15 protein-coding genes are annotated in these 17,053 nt (G+C 75.3%); 7 read left to right on the top strand and 8 right to left on the bottom strand.

Features of this window, described 5'->3' with window-relative positions; all coding sequences use genetic code 11:
- The first annotated feature begins 392 nt into the window (after positions 1 to 392).
- The 3 genes from BN6_RS42090 (at position 393) to BN6_RS17930 (ending at position 3,961) form a co-directional block, all read left to right on the top strand.
- On the top strand, positions 393 to 1,568 hold the full coding sequence (locus tag BN6_RS42090) for a hypothetical protein (RefSeq protein ID WP_015101109.1): 1,176 nt from the start codon (positions 393 to 395) through the stop codon (positions 1,566 to 1,568).
- A 121-nt stretch (positions 1,569 to 1,689) separates the two neighbouring features.
- Positions 1,690 to 2,538, top strand: a complete 849-nt coding sequence (locus BN6_RS17935; RefSeq protein ID WP_015101108.1) for a class II glutamine amidotransferase — start codon at positions 1,690 to 1,692, stop codon at positions 2,536 to 2,538.
- 13 nt (positions 2,539 to 2,551) lie between these two features.
- Positions 2,552 to 3,961 carry a glutamate decarboxylase gene (locus BN6_RS17930; RefSeq protein WP_015101107.1) on the top strand — a complete coding sequence of 470 codons (1,410 nt, stop codon included), beginning with the start codon at positions 2,552 to 2,554 and terminating at the stop codon, positions 3,959 to 3,961.
- 7 nt (positions 3,962 to 3,968) lie between these two features.
- Here BN6_RS17930 and BN6_RS17925 read toward each other — a convergent pair whose 3' ends face one another.
- Positions 3,969 to 6,695 (bottom strand): AfsR/SARP family transcriptional regulator, encoded by a 2,727-nt coding sequence (locus tag BN6_RS17925; RefSeq protein ID WP_015101106.1) that lies wholly within the window; start codon positions 6,693 to 6,695, stop codon positions 3,969 to 3,971.
- A gap of 156 nt (positions 6,696 to 6,851) precedes the next feature.
- Positions 6,852 to 7,520 (bottom strand): TetR/AcrR family transcriptional regulator, encoded by a 669-nt coding sequence (locus BN6_RS43845; protein ID WP_015101105.1) that lies wholly within the window; start codon positions 7,518 to 7,520, stop codon positions 6,852 to 6,854.
- Between the two features lie 58 nt (positions 7,521 to 7,578).
- Here BN6_RS43845 and BN6_RS17915 point away from each other — a divergent pair, with 58 nt between their 5' ends.
- Complete coding sequence (locus tag BN6_RS17915; RefSeq protein ID WP_231905330.1) at positions 7,579 to 8,427, top strand: alpha/beta fold hydrolase; 849 nt, start codon at positions 7,579 to 7,581, stop codon at positions 8,425 to 8,427.
- 4 nt (positions 8,428 to 8,431) lie between these two features.
- On the opposite strand, the gene BN6_RS17910 is transcribed toward BN6_RS17915, so the two are convergent.
- Together BN6_RS17910 and BN6_RS17905 are read right to left on the bottom strand one after the other, a co-directional pair.
- Entirely contained in the window at positions 8,432 to 9,406 is a 975-nt protein-coding gene (locus BN6_RS17910; protein ID WP_041313119.1) for a LysR family transcriptional regulator, read from the bottom strand.
- Positions 9,407 to 9,525: 119 nt separating this feature from the next.
- Positions 9,526 to 10,962 carry a S1 family peptidase gene (locus BN6_RS17905; protein ID WP_015101102.1) on the bottom strand — a complete coding sequence of 479 codons (1,437 nt, stop codon included), beginning with the start codon at positions 10,960 to 10,962 and terminating at the stop codon, positions 9,526 to 9,528.
- 277 nt (positions 10,963 to 11,239) lie between these two features.
- Here BN6_RS17905 and BN6_RS17900 point away from each other — a divergent pair, with 277 nt between their 5' ends.
- Both BN6_RS17900 and BN6_RS42085 read left to right on the top strand, forming a co-directional pair.
- Positions 11,240 to 11,677 carry a PPOX class F420-dependent oxidoreductase gene (locus BN6_RS17900; protein ID WP_041317214.1) on the top strand — a complete coding sequence of 146 codons (438 nt, stop codon included), beginning with the start codon at positions 11,240 to 11,242 and terminating at the stop codon, positions 11,675 to 11,677.
- A gap of 10 nt (positions 11,678 to 11,687) precedes the next feature.
- On the top strand, positions 11,688 to 12,941 hold the full coding sequence (locus BN6_RS42085; RefSeq protein ID WP_015101100.1) for a hypothetical protein: 1,254 nt from the start codon (positions 11,688 to 11,690) through the stop codon (positions 12,939 to 12,941).
- A gap of 4 nt (positions 12,942 to 12,945) precedes the next feature.
- On the opposite strand, the gene BN6_RS17890 is transcribed toward BN6_RS42085, so the two are convergent.
- Positions 12,946 to 13,734: a molybdenum cofactor biosynthesis F family protein gene (locus BN6_RS17890; protein ID WP_015101099.1), complete on the bottom strand. Its 789-nt coding sequence runs from the start codon at positions 13,732 to 13,734 to the stop codon at positions 12,946 to 12,948.
- Between the two features lie 145 nt (positions 13,735 to 13,879).
- On the opposite strand from BN6_RS17890, the gene BN6_RS17885 reads away from it, so the two are divergent.
- Complete coding sequence (locus tag BN6_RS17885; RefSeq protein ID WP_041313117.1) at positions 13,880 to 14,584, top strand: SDR family NAD(P)-dependent oxidoreductase; 705 nt, start codon at positions 13,880 to 13,882, stop codon at positions 14,582 to 14,584.
- Between the two features lie 40 nt (positions 14,585 to 14,624).
- Here BN6_RS17885 and BN6_RS17880 read toward each other — a convergent pair whose 3' ends face one another.
- The 3 genes from BN6_RS17880 to BN6_RS42080 are packed head-to-tail and all read right to left on the bottom strand — an operon-like array spanning position 14,625 to position 17,025.
- Entirely contained in the window at positions 14,625 to 15,224 is a 600-nt protein-coding gene (locus BN6_RS17880) for a signal peptidase II (protein WP_015101097.1), read from the bottom strand.
- Positions 15,221 to 15,916 (bottom strand): response regulator, encoded by a 696-nt coding sequence (locus BN6_RS17875; RefSeq protein ID WP_015101096.1) that lies wholly within the window; start codon positions 15,914 to 15,916, stop codon positions 15,221 to 15,223. Before BN6_RS17875 ends, BN6_RS17880 begins: the two co-directional genes overlap by 4 nt.
- The gene (locus BN6_RS42080) at positions 15,913 to 17,025 is read right to left on the bottom strand and encodes a sensor histidine kinase (RefSeq protein WP_015101095.1); all 1,113 of its coding nucleotides are present in this window, start codon (positions 17,023 to 17,025) and stop codon (positions 15,913 to 15,915) included. The genes BN6_RS17875 and BN6_RS42080 overlap by 4 nt, the downstream gene beginning before the upstream one ends.
- Positions 17,026 to 17,053 lie beyond the last annotated feature (28 nt).

The raw sequence follows: 17,053 nt of genomic DNA, 5'->3' as shown, positions 1-17,053 counted from the left end.
CTCGTCCGCTCGCCTGTGCGGCCGGTGACGCACCTGTCATCCGGAGCGGTGCCACCCACTGCTGTGAGTGGCACGCGGTCGCACGTGGGGGCACGAACCCGGTCACGCGCCGAGTCGTCGCCAGGGCATCCCGGCCCACGTCAGGTGAACGGGTGGGATTGCGCCGGGGCGAGGCGCGTCAACCATCCGGGTCAACCAACCCCATCGCGGAACCGCGTCCGTGCGGACTGCGCGAACAGCGCGGACCAGGCGGGCGGCGGTTGCGCGAACCGCGGCCGAACACCCGTCGACCGGCGGTGAAGGGCTGGTGAAGCCCGCTGGAACGGCGCGTTCGCGCTGTTAGCGTGGGTCTCGGGCCGGTACGGGAACGGCCGTGCGGGGAGGAGGCGCTCGTGGTGGGCAACGGAGGTCTGCGCCGGACCGTGGGCGGGCTCGCGGTGGTCGGTGTCGCACTGGCCGTCGCGCCCGGCTCGACGGGCGCGACGGGCGCGACGGGGGTCCGCGTCCCGGCCTTCACCGACCTGGGCACGTTGCCCGGCGACGCCTGGAGCAGCGCGGTCGCCGTCAACGAGCAGGACGTGGTCGTCGGGTCGTCCGGCGCGGGCGGGGCCTACCAGGAGATCGCCGTCCGGTGGGACGCGGACGGCGTGATCGCGGCGCTGGACCCGTTGCCGGGGCACGACCGGTCGGTCGCCAACGCGGTCAACGACGCGGGCGTGGCCGTGGGCCTGTCGGCGGTGTTCAGCTCGCCCCGCGCCGCGGTCCGCTGGGACGCCCGGGGAACCGGCACCGCACTGTCCACTCCGGACGGTTTCACCTACGGCATCGCTTGGGACATCAACAACTCCGGCTCCGCCGTCGGTCACGTCGGCGGAGCCGGCACGCGTGCCGTCCGGTGGGCCCCGGACGGCACCGCGACCCTGCTGCCGCTCCCGCCCGGCCGGACCCAGTCGCTGGCGGGCGGGATCACCGACCGGGGCGTGGTGCACGGCAGCGCGATCGGCGCGGACGGCAACGGCGAGCCGGTGCGCTGGGACCCGGACGGCACGGTCACCCTGCTGCGGGCGCTGCCCGGCGACCGGGCCGCCGGCGTGTCGGCGGTCGGCCGGCGCGGCACGCCGGTCGGCGGTTCGGTCACCGCGTCGCGCTGGTCGCACGCGGTCCGCTGGGACGCCGAGGGCACGCCGGCCGCGCTGGGCGAGCTGCCCGGCCACACGGACAGCCGCGCCGTGACCGTGAACGACTTCGACGTGGCCGCCGGCTACTCGCACCAGGACGCCGGCCCCAAGCGCGCGGTGCGCTGGGACCGCACGGGCGTGGTCACCGACCTGGGTGTGCCGCCCGGGTACGTGCACAGCGAGGCGGTGCGGATCAACAACGCCGGCCAGGTCGTCGGCGTGGCCGAGGACAGCACCGGGCTGCACGTCCGCGCGATCCGCTGGAGCCACGACGACCGGGCCGTCGAACTGCCCGCCCCGCCCGGCACCGCGCGCAGCCGCCCGACCGACCTCAACAGCCGGGGCACGGTGGTCGGCTGCGCCGGCGACCACGCCGCCCGCTGGCGCTGACCGGAGCCGGACGCGCGCACCGCCGGGCCGGCCACCCGAACGGGGGTCGGGCACGGGCTGCGGTGCGGCGTGGTCGGTGCTTGGCTGGTGGGGTGATCCGACCGTCCCAGGCAGGTGCGTGATGTGCCGGTTGTTCGGGCTCTCCGCCGCTCCGCTGCGCGTGCGCGCGACGTTCTGGCTGCTCGAAGCGCCGGACAGCCTGGCCCGGCAGAGCCGGCGCGAGCCGGACGGCACCGGGCTCGGCTGGTTCGACGCCGACGGGACCCCGCGGGTCGACAAGCAGCCGATCGCCGCCTACGCAGACGAGCGGTTCGCCGGCGACGCCCGCGAACGCGAGTCCACCACCTTCCTCGCGCACGTCCGCTACGCCTCGACCGGCGGCCTCGACCCGCGCAACACCCACCCGTTCGAGCAGCACGGCCGGCTGTTCGCGCACAACGGTGTCGTCGGCGACCTCCCCCGCCTCGACGCCGAACTCGGTGACCACCGCGACCTGGTCGCCGGCGGCACCGACTCCGAGCGGTTGTTCGCGCTGATCACCAAGCACGCCGAGGCGCTGGGCGACGTCGGCGAGGGCATCGCCGCCGCCGCGCGGTGGGTCGCCGACACCCTGCCGGTCTACGCGATCAACCTGGTGCTGACGACGCCGACCGAGCTGTGGGCGCTGCGCTACCCGGACACGCACGACCTGTACGTGCTGCACCGCGATCCCCACGGCCGGCACCTGGAGCACGCGAGCGCCGCCGGCCGGATCCGGGTCCGGTCCGGCGCGCCGGCCGAGCACCCGGCCGTCGTGGTCGCCACCGAGCGGATGGACGACAACCCGGGCTGGCAGCCGCTGCTGCCCGGCGAGCTGCTGCACGTCGACGGCGGGCTGGGCACGTCCCGGCGCACGGTCGTCGACCACCCGCCGCGCCACCCGCTGTCCCTGAGCGCGCTCGGCGCGCACGCCGCCGCGTCCCAACGGTGAAAGGCGAGGACCCGTGCCGCTCGACCACCCGCCGGACTCCGGCCGCGACCACGTGTCGGTCAACCCCGTGTTCACCGGCGAGCCCGCCCGGATCCCGCGCAACCGGCTGCCCGACGCCGAGCTGGACGCCGACACCGCCTACCAGGTGGTGCACGACGAGCTGATGCTGGACGGCAACGCGCGGCTCAACCTGGCCACCTTCGTCACCACCTGGATGGAGCCCCGGGCGCGGGCGCTGATGGTGGAGTGCTTCGACAAGAACATGATCGACAAGGACGAGTACCCGCGCACCGCCGACCTGGAGCAGCGGTGCGTGCGGATGCTCGCCGACCTGTGGCACGCGGTCGACCCGGACCACGCCACCGGCTGCTCGACCACCGGCTCCAGCGAGGCGTGCATGCTGGCGGGCCTGGCGCTCAAGCGCCGCTGGCAGCACCGCCGCCGGGCCGCGGGCCTGCCGACCGACCGGCCCAACATCGTGATGGGCGCGAACGTCCAGGTGTGCTGGGAGAAGTTCGCGAACTACTGGGACGTCGAGGCGCGGCTGGTCCCGATGTCCGGTGACCGGTTCCACCTCACCGCCGACGAGGCCGCCGCGCGCTGCGACGAGAACACCATCGGCGTGGTGGCGGTGCTCGGCTCGACCTTCGACGGCAGCTACGAGCCGGTCGCGGAGATCTGCGCCAAGCTCGACACCTTCCAGGCCGTCACCGGGTTGGACGTCCCGGTGCACGTCGACGGCGCGTCCGGCGCGATGGTCGCCCCGTTCTGCGACCCGGACCTGGGGTGGGACTTCACCCTGCCGCGGGTGGCATCGATCAACACGTCGGGTCACAAGTACGGGCTGGTCTACCCCGGCGTCGGCTGGGTGGTGTGGCGTGACGCCCACGCCCTGCCCGACGACCTGGTGTTCAAGGTCGACTACCTGGGCGGCGAGATGCCGACGTTCGCGCTGAACTTCTCCCGGCCGGGCGCGCAGGTCGTCGCGCAGTACTACACGTTCCTGCGGCTGGGCCGGGACGGGCTGCGGCGGGTGCAGCGGTACTCCCGGGAGGTCGCCGCGGACCTGGCCGCGCGGATCGCCGGGCTCGGCGCGTTCCGGCTGCTCACCGACGGCACCCAGCTGCCGGTGTTCGCGTTCACGCTGGCCGAGGGCGAGCGCGGCTACTCGGTCTACGACGTCTCGGCGGCCCTGCGGGAACGGGGCTGGCTGGTGCCAGCGTACCGGTTCCCGGCCGACCGGCAGGACCTGGAGGTGCTGCGGATCGTGGTGCGCAACGGGTTCACCCACGACCTGGCCGACCTGCTGCTGGAGGCGTTGACCGGCGCGCTGCCCCGGCTGCGCGCGCAGACCGCGCCCCGGCACGGCCCGGAGTCCGCGGCCTTCTCGCACGGCGCGGCCACGCCCGGCTCCGCGCCCTGACCGGGGATCAGCCCAGCGCGGCGAGCTTGCGGAGCACCTCGTCGGCCTCTTCGCCGCGTTGCTGCGCCCGGTACAGGGTTTCGGCCTCCTGCCACGCGTCGCGCGCGGCGTCGGGGCGGCCCAGCGCGCTCAGCGACTCGGCCAGCCGGTCGAGGGTGTTGACCGCCTGGTAGGTGTTGCCGAGTTCGCCGTAGAGCGCGACGGCGGCCGTGTAGTGCTCGACGGCGTCCTCGTGGTTGCCGGTCTGGTGGTCGATGAACCCCAGGCTGTCCAGTGTGTCCGCCTCGCCGTCGCGGTCCTGGTGGCGGCGGTGCAGGTCCAGCGCCGCCCGGCACTGCTCGCGGGCGTAGTCGTGCCGGCCGAGGCGGGCCGCGCACCAGCCCACCGCGTTGAGCGCGTCGGCCTCCCACGCCGGGTTGCCGAGCGTGCGGTGGATCGCCAGCGAGGCCTCACCGTGCTCCAGGGCGCGCTGGTCGTCGCCGCGCTGGATCCACGACCAGGTCAGCGCGTGGTGGGTGTGCGCCTCGTCGGCCCGCGCGCCGGTCCGACCGGCCAGTTCCAGCGCCTGGTAGAGGTGGTCCATGGCCTCTTCGGGCCGGTCCACGTCGGCGTTGGCGCGGCCGACGTTGCGGTGGGCCAGGATCTGCGCGGCCGGGTCGTCGAGCCGTTGCGCCGCCGCCAGCGCGTGGCCCCACACGGCGAGTTGGTTGTGCCGGTCGCCCCGCCGGAAGTGGTAGTTGTTCAACGTCCACGCGAGCTGCCACACCACGAGGTCGTCGCCCCGCTCCAGAGCGGCGTCGACGGCGGCCAGCAGGCAGGCGTGCTCGGCGTCGAACCACGCCAGCGCCGCCGTGTCGTCGGTCAGCGCCACCGGCCGGACGTCGTCGGGCAGCGGGTCGAGGTCGATCGGCGTCACGTACGGGTGCAGCAGCAGGTTGCCGGCGTGGCCGGTGTGCAGGTGGAAGGCGGTGAGCCTGCGCAGCGCGGCCCCGGTGTCGAGCTGTTCGGCCTGGTCGACGGCGAACCGGCGGATCAGGTCGTGCATCCCGTAGCGGCCGGCGGCGTCCTGCGCCACCAGCGACGCCTGCTCCAGCTCGCGCAGCAGGGCCCGCACCCGGACCGGCGGCAGGCCGGCCAGCGCCGCCGCGCCCGCCAGGCCGATGTCCGGGCCCGGCGCGACGCCCAGCAGCGCGAACAGCCGCGCCTGCGGCTCGGTCAGCGCCCGGTAGGACCACGAGAAGACCGCCGGCAGGCTGGCTGCCGGGTCGCCGTCGTCCAGCGCGACCAGGCCGAACTCGCGCAGGTCGGCGACCAGCGCGGCGAGCGGGCGGCCATCGGCGGCGTGGCCCGCGATGATGCACAGCGCCAGCGGGAAGCCGCCGCACAGCGCGATCAGCTCGGTCACCGCGGCGGGTTCGGCGGCGATCCGGTCCGCGCCGAGCCGGTCGGTCAGCAGCGCGCGGGCCTCCGGGTCGGCCAGCGTGTCCAGCGGCAGGTGCTGCGCCGAGTGGCCGGTGATCAGGCCCGTCAGCCGGTTGCGGCTGGTCACCAGGACGGTGCAGGAGGTGCCCGGCAGCAGGTCGGCGACCTGGCCGGTGTCGGCGGCGTTGTCCAGCACGACCAGCACCCGCTTGTCGGCCACCAGGCTGCGGAACAGCGCGGCCTGGGCGTGCGGGTCGACCGGGATCTTGGCGGGGTCCGCGCCGAGCGCGTCGAGGAACCCGCGGACCGCCGCGGCGGAGGTGATCGGCGTGCCGTCGGGGCTGAACCCGCGCAGGTCCACGAACAGCTGGCCGTCCGGGAACCGGTCCAGGTTGCGGTGCGCCCAGTGCAGCGCCAGCCACGTCTTGCCGATCCCGCCCGCGCCGGCGATCGCCGAGATCACCACCGTGCCGCCGGACTGGGCCAGCGCCGCGTCCAGCCGGTCCAGCTCGTGGTGGCGGCCGACGAACGGGGCGGGCGCGGCGGGCAGTTGGCGCGGGGTGACCGCGAGCGTGGCGCGGACCGGGCCGGTCAGCGCCGGGTCGCCGTTGAGGATCCGGCCGTGCAGCTCACGCAGCGCCGGTCCGGGGTCGGTGCCGAGCTCGTCCACCAGGCGCGCGTGCAGGCCCCGGTAGTGCTCCAGCGCGTCGGCGGCCCGGCCGGCCCGGTAGAGGGCGAGCAGGTACTGGGCGGCGACCCGCTCGTCCAGGGGGTGCTCGACCACCCGGGCGGACAGCTCGGCCACCAGGCCCGCGCCCTGCCCGAGCCGCAGCCGCACGTCGGTCAGCTCCGACTCGACGCCGAGCCGTTCCTGGCGCAGCCGGTCGCGCTCGCCCGCCGCCCAGTCGCCGTCGAGGCCGCCCAGCGGGTCGCCCCGCCACAGCCCGAGCGCCTCGGTGAGCAGCGCGGCGGCGCGGTCGTCGCCCGCGCGGCGGGCCTGCGCGCACAGCGCGCGGAACCGGTGCAGGTCGACCGCGTCGTCCTCGACGACCAGCGCGTACCCGCCGGACCGGCGGTCGAGCACGACGCCGAGCCGGCGCAGCCGGGACACGTAGCTGGACAGCGTGTCGCGGGCGCGCAGGGGCGGCCGCGCGCCCCAGACCCGTTCGGCGAGCCGGGTCACCGACACGGCCCGGTCGAGGTCGACCGCCAGCGCGGCCAGCACGCACCGCTGCTTGGCGGGCCCGAGGTCCACCCGCTGCCCGCCCACGTGGGCCACCACCTCGCCCAACAGGGCGATCCGAACCTCCATCACCGCTCCCGCACCGAACTACCCGTGTCCGCGTGGATACCGCCGGTGGTCGTCGCCGCGCACCCCGGTTCACTCGAACGGCAGCGCACCGGCACGACCGGCGGCGAATTCTCCGCCCCCGCGCCCGGCGGGCGGCCACCGGGGCGGCCCAGTGGTTCAGACCAGCAGGTCGGTGACCGGGCGGCCCGGCGGCAGCCGGCGCAGCAGGCCGTCCACCACGGCGGCCATCAGCAGTGCGAAGTACGTCTCCGGGGGCACCGCGGGCAGCATCGCCCGTCCCGCGAGGAGGTCGGGGTGGTCCGCCATCGCCGCCGCCGACTCGGCGCGCTCCTCCGGTCCGGACGCGAAGCGGCACTCCTCGGTCGCCGTGAGGCCGAGCGCGACCGTGCCCACGGCTCCGCTGAGCGCGATGGCCGCGTCGGGCCGGTAGCCCCACCCGCCCAGCACCGCGACCTCGTGCGCCAACAGCCGACTGCCGCTGGGTCCGCGCGGGAACACCCGCTGGAGGTAGCCGCCGACACCGGGGTTGGCCAGCGCGAACTCGCGCAGCCGGGCGGCGAAGCGGAGCAGGTGGCCGGCCGCCGACTCGTCCGGGCCGGTGACCAGGTCCAACTCGGCCACGACCGACTCGCCGACCAGCCGTTCCAGCGCGGCCCGGCTCGGCACGTGCCGGTAGACGGCGGTGGCGCTGACGCCCAGCACCTCGGCCACCGCCTGGACCGACAGCGCCGCCAACCCGACCTGGCGGCCGGCCGCCAGCACCGACTCCGCCGTCACCCGGGCGACCCGGCCGCCGGTCTTGGCCCGTTTCGGGGGCGTTGACATCCTGGGGATCCTCCAAGTTAGGGTCCCTACCTTAGAACCGGAGCCGCTGGAGGCGCACGTGGAGAGCACTCATTCGTTCGGCACGAGCGCGTACCTCGACCTCGGTGGCCGCAAGCTGCACCACATGTCCCGAGGCACCGGCGGCCCGGTCGTCGTGTTCGAGTCCGGCCTGGGGTTCTCCCGGTCCACGTGGGGACTCGTGCAGCCGGTCGTCGCGCGGCACGTCCAAGCCGTCGTCTACGACCGCGCCGGCACCGGGCGCAGCGACCCCGACCCGCGGCCGCGCACCCTGGAACACCTCGCCGACGACCTCGGCGCGCTGCTCGACGCCCTCGGCCCCGGCCCGTTCGTCCTGGTCGGCCACAGCTGGGGCGGGGCGATCGTGCGGGTCGCCGCCGCGCGCCGGCCGGACCGGGTGCACGGCCTGGTGCTGGTCGACCAGTCCGACGAGAACGCCGACCTGTACTTCACCCCGGCCGCCGCCAAGCGGTTCGCGCTGACCGCGCGGCTCACCCCGGCGCTGGCCAGGTCCGGGCTGTACAAGCTGCTCGGCGGCCGGCTCGGCCGGGCCCAGCCCGCCGACGTGCTCGCCGACCACCACGCCGAGGACTTCGGCCCGGCCGCCGCCCGCGCGACGGTCGCCGAGCTGGAACCCTTCGTGGCCGAGCTGCGCGCGCTGCGCGAGAACCCGCCGCGGCTGGGCGACCTGCCGGTCACCGTGGTCACCGGCACCCGGCCGACCCGGCTGGACCGGGCGGTGCGCCAGGGCATGAACGACGCCCACCGCCGCACCGCCGCCGCGCTGGCCAACGGCCGGCTGGTGGAGGCCGCCCGGTCGGCGCACCTGGTGCTGTTCGACCAGCCCGACCTGCTGGTGGCCGAGGTCCTGCGACTGGTCCGGAGCTGACCGCTCAGACCGCCGTCAGCAGTTCGCGGCCCCGTTCGCACCACCACGCGTCGAACGCCGGGCTGCACCCCTGACGGGCCGAGTACGCGACCATCACCTGGTGGTGGATCTCCTCGATGTGCTGGGCCACCACCGTGTCCGGCCGGTAGAACAGCCGCAGCTCCTGCCACATCGGGGTGCCCTCGATGGCCCGCACCACGATGCCGTCCGGGCGGTTGCGGCTGGTCGCCAGCGCCGGACCGACCGCGAGCTTGGCCCGCACCAGTTCGAGCAGGGTCGCCAGGCACTGCGGGTTGTGCGGCTGGCGCAGCGTCAGGTCGTGCTCGTGGCACACCTGGCTGAGGTAGGTCCACCAGCGGGTCGCGCCCGGCGGCTCGTCCACCCAGGCGTGGTCGAAGATGTCGGCCAGCGGCACCGGGCCGGACCGGGCGATCGGGTGGTCGTGCGCCATCATCACGAACACCGGCTCCGCCGGGTGCACCACGACGCTGGCCACGCCCGGCGGCGTGGTGAGGCCCGGCAGCGGCGGCCGGTAGACCAGCGCCAGGTCCAGGTCGCCGATCGCCACCTTCTCCACGCTGATCCGCTCGTCGGTGTCCTCCTGCACGCTCACGTCCGCGCACCACGGCTGGTCGCGCAGCCACCGGCTCACCACGACGTGCAGGTAGCCGCAGTAGCCGCCGACCCGCAGCGGGTCCGACGGGCCGCCGCGCCGGGACCACTCGCCCACCCGCTCGGCGATCGCGGACATGCTGTTGAGCACCACCCGCGCCTCGCCCAGCACCTCCGCGCCCAGCGGCGTGGGCAGGCAGCCGTACTCGGCGCGGAAGAACAGCGCGCCGCCGACGCTGTGCTCGATCCGCTTGAGCAGGCCGGACAGCGCGGGCTGGGTCATCCCCAGCAGCCGGGCCGCCCGGGTCAGGCTGCCGGTGTCGTCGATCGCGGCCAACGCGCGCAGGTGGCGTACTTCCAGCTCCACGGGACCTCCGCACTCCCCGCGCAGGCGGCTCGGTGGTCTGGCGACCGTACCGCCGTCCGGCGCGCGCGGGAAAGGGGTCCGCGCCGTCGCGGACCCCTGACCCGGCTTCGTGGTGGGAGCTAGGGCTTGGTCGTCTCCAGGGTGAACCGGCCGGAGCCGCTGTAGGAGCGCACCAGCCAGCGGTACTTGCCGGCCGTGCCGGTGTGGGTGACGGTCTCGGTCGAGTCGGCGCCCGTGCCGGACGCGACCGTGCGCCACGTCGTCCCGCTCTGCTGTTGCAGGTACAGGTCGAAGTCCGTGCCCGCCGGGCCCTTCAGGCAGCCCTTGTGCACGCCCGCCGCGGCGGTGTAGGAGCCCGCCGTCGGCTGGACCGCGCTGCCGCCGGAGGTGAGGTTGCCGGTCGCGGACGTGCCGCAGCCGGGCGGGGTGCCCGGACCGCCGTCGGAGGTCAGCAGGGTGACGCTGTACCGGGTCAGGATCTCCGGCACGGGCTGGAAGTACGTGGTGGCCGCGCCGCCCTTGCAGTCGCCGGACCCGCCGGAGGTCACGCCCTGGGCCTGGCCGTCGGAGATCGCCGAACCGCCGGAGTCGCCGGGCTCGGCGCACGCCGTGGTCTCGATCGCCTGGTAGACCTTGCCGATCTCCGGGCCGTAGTCGACGGTCGCGTTGCGGGACCGGATCGTGCCGCAGTGCCAGCCGGTCGTGCCACCGGACCGGCAGATCGACGCGCCGACCGGCGCCTCCTGCGACCCCTTCACCGCGACCCGGCCGCCGTTGTAGTCGTTGACCGCGCCGACCGGGGTCTCCCCCGCGCCGGTGCGCACGAACGCCATGTCGTCGGTCGGGAAGCTGGAGCCCTCGAACCGGCCGCCCGGCTGGGTCGTGGTCTCGCCGACCTCGCCGCAGTGCCCGGCGGTGATGAACCCGCCCTGCACGGAGAACCCGACCGAGCAACCGTACTGGCTGGTCCAGTACCGGTTGCCGCCGACGACGTCGATCAGCGGGCGCGGGCGCTCCAGGCTCTCGGCGTAGATCACCGCCGCCGGGTCGGCACCGGTGCCGGCGACCCACGCACGCGCCCGGTCCGCCGTACCGGGCGCGTGCTTGACCACGACGGCGTTGGCCGCCGGGTCGGTCTGCCACCCCGGCACGGACGCCGGGGCGCTCGTCGCGGCGCGGTCGAGCAGCACCTTGGCGGTGTCCAGCGCGGCCTCGGTGCGGGTGACGATCCGGGGCTGCGCGCCCCTGGTCCGCACCACCGCGGCGGCGCGGGCGTCGGTGACCGCGACGACGAGCGTGCCGCGGTCGGCGTCGAACCAGCTGCCGCCCAGTCGCGGACCGAGGGCCGCGCGCAGCCCCCGGTCCGCGTGGGCCGCGGCGCGTTCGGCCGCGAGCCGGGCCACCGGGTCGGCGACACCGAGGTCGCGCCGCATCGCGGCGAGCACCGGTTGCTCAGCGGTCGAGGTGTCGCCGAACGCCGGTGGCACCGCCGCGGTGAAACCCCCGACAGTGGTCATCACCGCCAGCGCTACGAGCGGCATACGCAGTCTGGACATGCTGGATCTCCTCGCGGTGCAGGGGACCGCCGAAGGCCGCGCGGCAGGGAGCGCGGCGGAGGAGGGCTGTCGACGGCCCGCCCCGGCGGTTCACCCGAACGTAGTCCGCGCCCGTTGTGGCCGGGGAGATCACAGATCGCCATAGCACCGCGAAACCCCAGGTCCGACCCCACACGGGAGCGCTCGCTGGGTGGCGGGCGATGGCCGCCGGGATGACACCGGCACCGGCCGCCGCCACAATCGGGCGTCGATCACGACCATCGGCGGACGGAGCGACGTGGCCACGTTGAACGACCTGGTCCGGGCCAGGCTGGCGGCACCGAACTTCTGGCACCTCGCCACGGTGAACCCCGACGGCTCGCCCCAGGTGACCCCGATGTGGGTCGACCTCGAAGGCGACCTCGTCATGTTCAACACCGCGCTGGGGCGGGTGAAGGAGGAGAACCTGCGCCGCGACCCGCGCGTCTCACTGTCCTGTGTGGACGCCCAGAACCCCTACGACCGGGTGGAGATCCGCGGTCGGGTGGTCGAGTTCGTGGTCGGCGAGGAGGCCGAGGAGGCCATGGACCGGTTGGCGCGCAAGTACGTCGGCACCGAGCGCTACGAGTGGCGGGTGCCCGGCGAGCGCCGGGTGATGATGCTCGTGGAGCCGACGAAGGTCCGGCACGTGGTGGGCGTCGAACCGTTCCGGCCCGGGGTGCTGGACGATCAGTAGGCTCGGCGGGGTGGAGATCGACGCGTTGCTGGTCCGGCTCACCGCACCCGACGACGACAGCCGGCAGGCCGCCGTCGACGCGCTGGCGGCGGCCGGGGAGGCGGCGTTCGACCCGCTGGTGCGGGTGATCGCGCAAGGCGGACCGGCGGCGACGTGGCGCGCCGAGCGGGCGTTCCACCTCCTCGCCGACGTGCCGCTGACCCGCTACGCCGCCGTGGCCCGGCATCCCAGCCCGGCGGTTCGGCGGTGTGCGCTGTGGAAGCTGGCGATGTCCGGCGACGCCGCCGTGCCGGTCGCCGAAGGGCTGGTGCCGCTGCTCTTCCCCGACGCCGAAGACACCGCCGAAGACACCGCCGCCGACACCAGGAAGCTGGTCCGGTCGACGTTCGAGCACATCGGCCCCGGCCTGGTCCCCGCGCTGCGCCGGGCCCGCCGCACCGCGCCGGGGCGGCACCGGCGGTTCCTGGTGGAAACCCTCGTCGCGGTCGGCGGCTGGGACGCGCTGGACACCGCCGACCAGGCGGTGGTGCGCCGGCTGATCGCGGTGAAGCGGCTGACCGAGGAACCGGCGCGGACGCACGTGTGCGGCAGTTGGTACGCGGTGCGCACCACGGACCAGAGCGCTGTCCTGGCGGCGTTCGGGCTGTCCGACCCGATGCCGGTCACGATGCGGCTGGGCCAGTCGGCGTGGAACCGCGACACCCACGGATCGGGCGAGCACCGGGGGTGCTCACGGGCCTACGTCAGCCCCGCGTTCTCGGGCTGGACCCTGGTGTTCGGCAGGCCGTTGCGCCACGTCGAGCCCTCGGACCGGGCCGTCCGCGAGCTGTGCGCCCGGCTCAGCGCGGAGCACGGCGCGGCCCACTGGTACGGCCAGAGCTGCGGCGACGACTGGAACGCGTGGTGCCTGGCCGAGGACGGCGAGGCCGTCCGGTACTACGACCTCCACCAGCGCGACGCCTGGTTCGGCGGGCCCCACCCGGCCGAGGCCGGGCGGTACCTGCCGCACGAGGACTCCGGCCTGCCGGAGGACTGGGCCGAGGGCATCGCGCTCACCGACACCGACGCCCTGCGCGCCCGGCTGACCCGGCTCGAGCAAGAGCTGGGGCTCCCGGAACCGTGTCACACCGCCGGGATCGCCGGCCGCACGTCGGTCGACCCGGCGTCCTTCGGCCCGGACACGCCGTTCACCGGCCACGGCGTGCTCGCGCTCACCTCGTGCGGGCGCGAGCACGGCGGCCCTCCCGGCGTGCTGGAGATCTGAGCGCTCAGAGCGCCGGGTCGTACTCCTCCGGGTGCACGGTGTTGCTCAGCAACCGGCCGTGCGCGCCGAACGTGAAGTGGGTCGGGCGCTCGCCGGTCTCGTCCAGGCCGAACAGCACGCCGTGCGAGCGCAGCCGGTGCACGTCGCGGTGGTCGGCGACGGTGACCGACGCGCACGGGATGACCTTCTCCCGCCAGGTGAACACGAAGATGCCCGGCCGCAGCTGGTAGACCGAGTTCTCGTCGGTGTCCGCCAAGCCCTTCTCCGGGCCGGACAGGCACTGCCAGGTGTACCAGTGCGGGCTGAGGTAGACGTGCTCGTAGGCGTGCTCGGCGCTGTAGATCCACATCGCGCGGCGGCCGATCAGCGAGCGGGACGGCGCGGGCTCGGTGCCGCGCACCTCGACGTCGCGGATGGTCGCGGCCACGAACTCCTGGGTGACCCGGGGGACGCCGGTCTCGCCGATCGTCGTGGTGACGACCAGGGCGCGGCCGTCCCGCAGGTCGAGGAACAGCGACACCGCTTCCTGCGGCCGGGCCTTCGGGTGGATCTGGGTGTAGTAGAGGCCGTCGTCGACCAGGAACGTCTCGCAGTCGTCCACCCCGTGGTCCCACTCGATCCGGGTCCCGGTGAACCGCGCGGTCAGCAGCGGACCGTCCGGGCCATCCAGCGCGACCTCACGGCCGTGCAGGTCGCCGACCGTGGGCGCCTTGTTCTCGTCGAACCCCGGTGCCAGGCCGTCCAGGGGCAGCCAGGTCGAGGTGTCCGACAGGGTCGATGCGGTTTCGGTCACGTGCGGTCCTTTCTCGACGTGACCGCAGTCTTGCCCCGGCGGGCGGGCCGGTGGAACCGGGCGGTGCGCGGTCGTGCGGCGGCGGACAAGGACGGTGCGTCGACCGACAACCCGGCGCGGCCCGGCCCCGGCCAGGATGGCTGCCGTGGAACTCGGGCTTGCGGGGAAGAACGTGCTGGTCACGGGCGGGGCGTCGGGGATCGGCCGGGCCTGCGCGCGGGCGTTCGCGGCGGAGGGCGCGCAGGTCGTGGCGCTGGACCTGGCACCCGGACCGGACGAGGTGCGCACTCTGCGGGCGGACGTGACCGACGAGCCGGGCCTGGCGGCGGCGGTCGCGCGGGCGGTGGAGCTGCTGGGCGGGCTGGACGTCGTCGTGGGTTGCGCGGGCGTGTCCGGGCCGGTGGGCACGCCGCTGGTGAAGACCTCGGCGGCGGACATGGCGAAGGTGCTGGCGGTGAACGTGACCGGGCAGCTCCTGCTGGCCAAGCACACCTACCCGCACCTGGCGACGGGTGGCGCGATCGTCCTGCTGGCCAGCGACTCGGCGTTCGTGGCCGCGCCCGGCATGGCCCCCTACTGCGCGTCGAAGGGCGCGGTGGTCGCGTTGACCCGCGCGCTGGCCGTGGAACTGGACCGGGTGCGGGTCAACTGCGTGTGCCCGTCTGTCGTGGACACCCCGATGGCCCGCGCGGACCTCGGCGACGCCGCCTTGGACGACGCCGCGTTCCCCGTGCAGTCACCCGAGGACGTGGCCCGGCAGGTGCTGTTCCTGGCCACCTCGCGCACGCTCAACGGACACGCGCTGCTCGCCGACTACGGCTACTCGGCCCGCTCCGGCTTCCCCGCCTGACCCGGGCTCGGCCTGGCCGGGGTTGCGGCTTGCACTGGGCTCAGGCGGGCCCGTCGGTCTTCTTCGCGTCGCGGTCGGCCCCGGTCGGCTCGGGCTCCGGGTCGGACGCCACGACGTCCGGGTCGGGCTCGGACCGCTCGGCGGCGGCGGCGGGGGTGGGGTCGTCCTCCGGGTCGGCGATCCCGAACAGGATCAGCAGCACCGCGCCCACGGTCAGCGCGATGTCCGCGACGTTGCCCACGAACCAGCCGTTGTAGTCGATGAAGTCGACCACGTGCCCGCGCGCGAAGCCCGGCTCGCGGAACAGCCGGTCCAGCAGGTGCGTGGTCGCGCCGCCGAGCAGCAGCGCCAGCGCCAGCGCCCGGCCGAGCGGCTGTGGGCGGATCGCGTAGCGCACCAGCACCACCACGGCCACCGCCGCGACGATGGTGAAGATCCACGTCGAGCCGCTGCCCAGGGAGAACGCCGCGCCGGGGTTGTAGAGCAGCCGCAGCCGCAGGAAGTCGCCGAGCAGCGGCACGGGCGCGCGGTCCACCAGGGTGGCCTCGGCCCAGAACTTGGTGACCTGGTCGACGACCAGGACGATCGCCGCCAGGGCCGCGACGAGCGGGAGGCGGCGGGAGTGGGTGCTGGTCGTCATCGGCGGCGATGGTAGTCCAGGCCCGGTTCACGCCGGGTGAAGCCGTGCTCGTAGGCGTAGATGACCGCGTGCACGCGGGTGCGCAGGCCGAGCTTGGCGAGCACGCGGGCCACGTGCGTCTTGACCGTGCCCTCCTCGATCCACAGCTCGCGGGCGATCTCGGCGTTGCTGCGCCCTTCGGCGACGTGCCGCAGCACCTCGCGCTCGCGGGCGGTGAGCCGGTCCAGCCCGGCGGTCGCGGGCCGGGGGTCCGGCGTGGCGAACCGGCTGATCACCCGGCGGGTGACCTGCGGGTCGAGCAGGCCCCGGCCGCGCTCGGCGGCCCGGACCGCGGCCAGCAGCAGCACCGGGCCGCTGTCCTTGAGCAGGAAACCCGCCGCGCCCGCGCGCAGCGCGCCGAACAGGTACTCGTCCAGGTCGAAGGTCGTCAGCGCGACCACGGTCGGCGGCTCGGGCAGCCCGACCAGCTCCCGGATCGCCGCGACCCCGTCCAGCCGGGGCATCCGCAGGTCGACCACCGCCACGGCCGGCCGCCGCTCCCGCGCCAGCCGGACCGCCTGCGCGCCGTCCTCGGCCTCGGCGAGCACCTCGATGTCCGGCTCGGCGTCCAGCACCAGCCGCAACGCCGACCGCACCGCCGCCTGGTCGTCGGCGATGAGCACCCCGATCACGCCTGCCCCCTCCCCTGTCACCCGGCCTCCACCGGGAGTGTGGCGCGGACCAGCCAGCCGTGCGGCTCGCGGGCCTCGACGGCCACCCGGCCGCCGAGCAGGCGGGCACGTTCGCGCATGCCGCGCAGGCCGTGGCCGTCGGCCGGGAGGTCGGCCGGTGGCGAGCCGGGGCCGTCGTCGGCCACGGCGACCTCCACCGTCCGCCCGTCCTGCCTGATCGTCACGTGCACGCGGCTCGCGCGGGCGTGCCGCACGGCGTTCGTCAACGCCTCCTGCACCAGCCGGTACGCGCCGTGGTCGACCAGGCCGGGCAGCGGGCCGCCGCCGTGGCGCTCGACGGTGACCGGGCACGACGGGGCCGACAGCCGCCCGGCCAGCGCCTCCACCTCGGCCAGCCGCGCGCCGTCGGAGCCGTCCTCGCGCAGCAGGGCCAGCAGCGCGCGCACCTCCCCCAGCGCCGACGACGCCGAGTCGTCGATGGTCGCCAGCACCCGCCGCGCGACCGGCGACGTGTCGCCCAGCACGTGCCGGGCCGCGCCGGCCTGCATCCGGATCGCGGTGAGGTGGTGGCCCACGGCGTCGTGCACCTCCCGGGCGATCAACGTCCGCTCCTCCGCCATGATCCGCACCGCCTCGGCGTCGCGCAGCAGCACGGCCTGCCGCGCGCGGTCCCGGCGCAGCCGCATCGCGTAGCCCACGGCGACCGGGGCGATGCCCATCAGCAGCGCCTGGCTCAACGGGGTGGCGCCGACGCCGATCAGCCGCGGCGGGACGTCCTCCCGTCCGGCGAACCCCACCAGCAGCGGGATCTGGAAGCACACCACGGACAGCGCGAGCACGGTCCCGGCCCGCTGCGGGCGGCGGTAGGCGGCCAGGTAGCACGCGGCGGCCGCGACCAGGCCACCCGACCAGCCCGGCACCGCCAAGCCGCCGACCAGCGCGACGGTGGCCGACACCGCCGCCGCCACGACCGGCGCGCGGTGCCACGCCAGCGGCGCGGCGACCGCGACGCCGAGCGCGACCACCACCGCCGGCGTCGCCCGCGCCCCTTCCAGCCACGCGACGCCGGTCACCGCGACGGCGGCCGACACCGCCGGGACCAGCCTCGTGAGGCGTGCCGGGAAGGTCATGTCGACAGCAGATCACGTGGGCAGGTGC

The organism is Saccharothrix espanaensis DSM 44229 (assembly GCF_000328705.1).
Taxonomy (GTDB): domain Bacteria; phylum Actinomycetota; class Actinomycetes; order Mycobacteriales; family Pseudonocardiaceae; genus Actinosynnema; species Actinosynnema espanaense.
Note: the sequence above shows the minus strand (reverse complement) of the source record. Positions and strands in the feature narration are given on the sequence as shown.

Excerpts from the sequence above, each read along its gene's own strand:
- BN6_RS17905 (WP_015101102.1), bottom strand. The coding sequence starts at position 10,962 with ATGTCCAGACTGCGTATGCCGCTCGTAGCGCTGGCGGTGATGACCACT.
- BN6_RS43845 (WP_015101105.1), bottom strand. The coding sequence starts at position 7,520 with ATGTCAACGCCCCCGAAACGGGCCAAGACCGGCGGCCGGGTCGCCCGG.
- BN6_RS42080 (WP_015101095.1), bottom strand. The coding sequence starts at position 17,025 with ATGACCTTCCCGGCACGCCTCACGAGGCTGGTCCCGGCGGTGTCGGCC.
- BN6_RS17925 (WP_015101106.1), bottom strand. The coding sequence starts at position 6,695 with ATGGAGGTTCGGATCGCCCTGTTGGGCGAGGTGGTGGCCCACGTGGGC.
- BN6_RS17935 (WP_015101108.1), top strand. The coding sequence starts at position 1,690 with ATGTGCCGGTTGTTCGGGCTCTCCGCCGCTCCGCTGCGCGTGCGCGCG.
- BN6_RS17880 (WP_015101097.1), bottom strand. The coding sequence starts at position 15,224 with ATGACGACCAGCACCCACTCCCGCCGCCTCCCGCTCGTCGCGGCCCTG.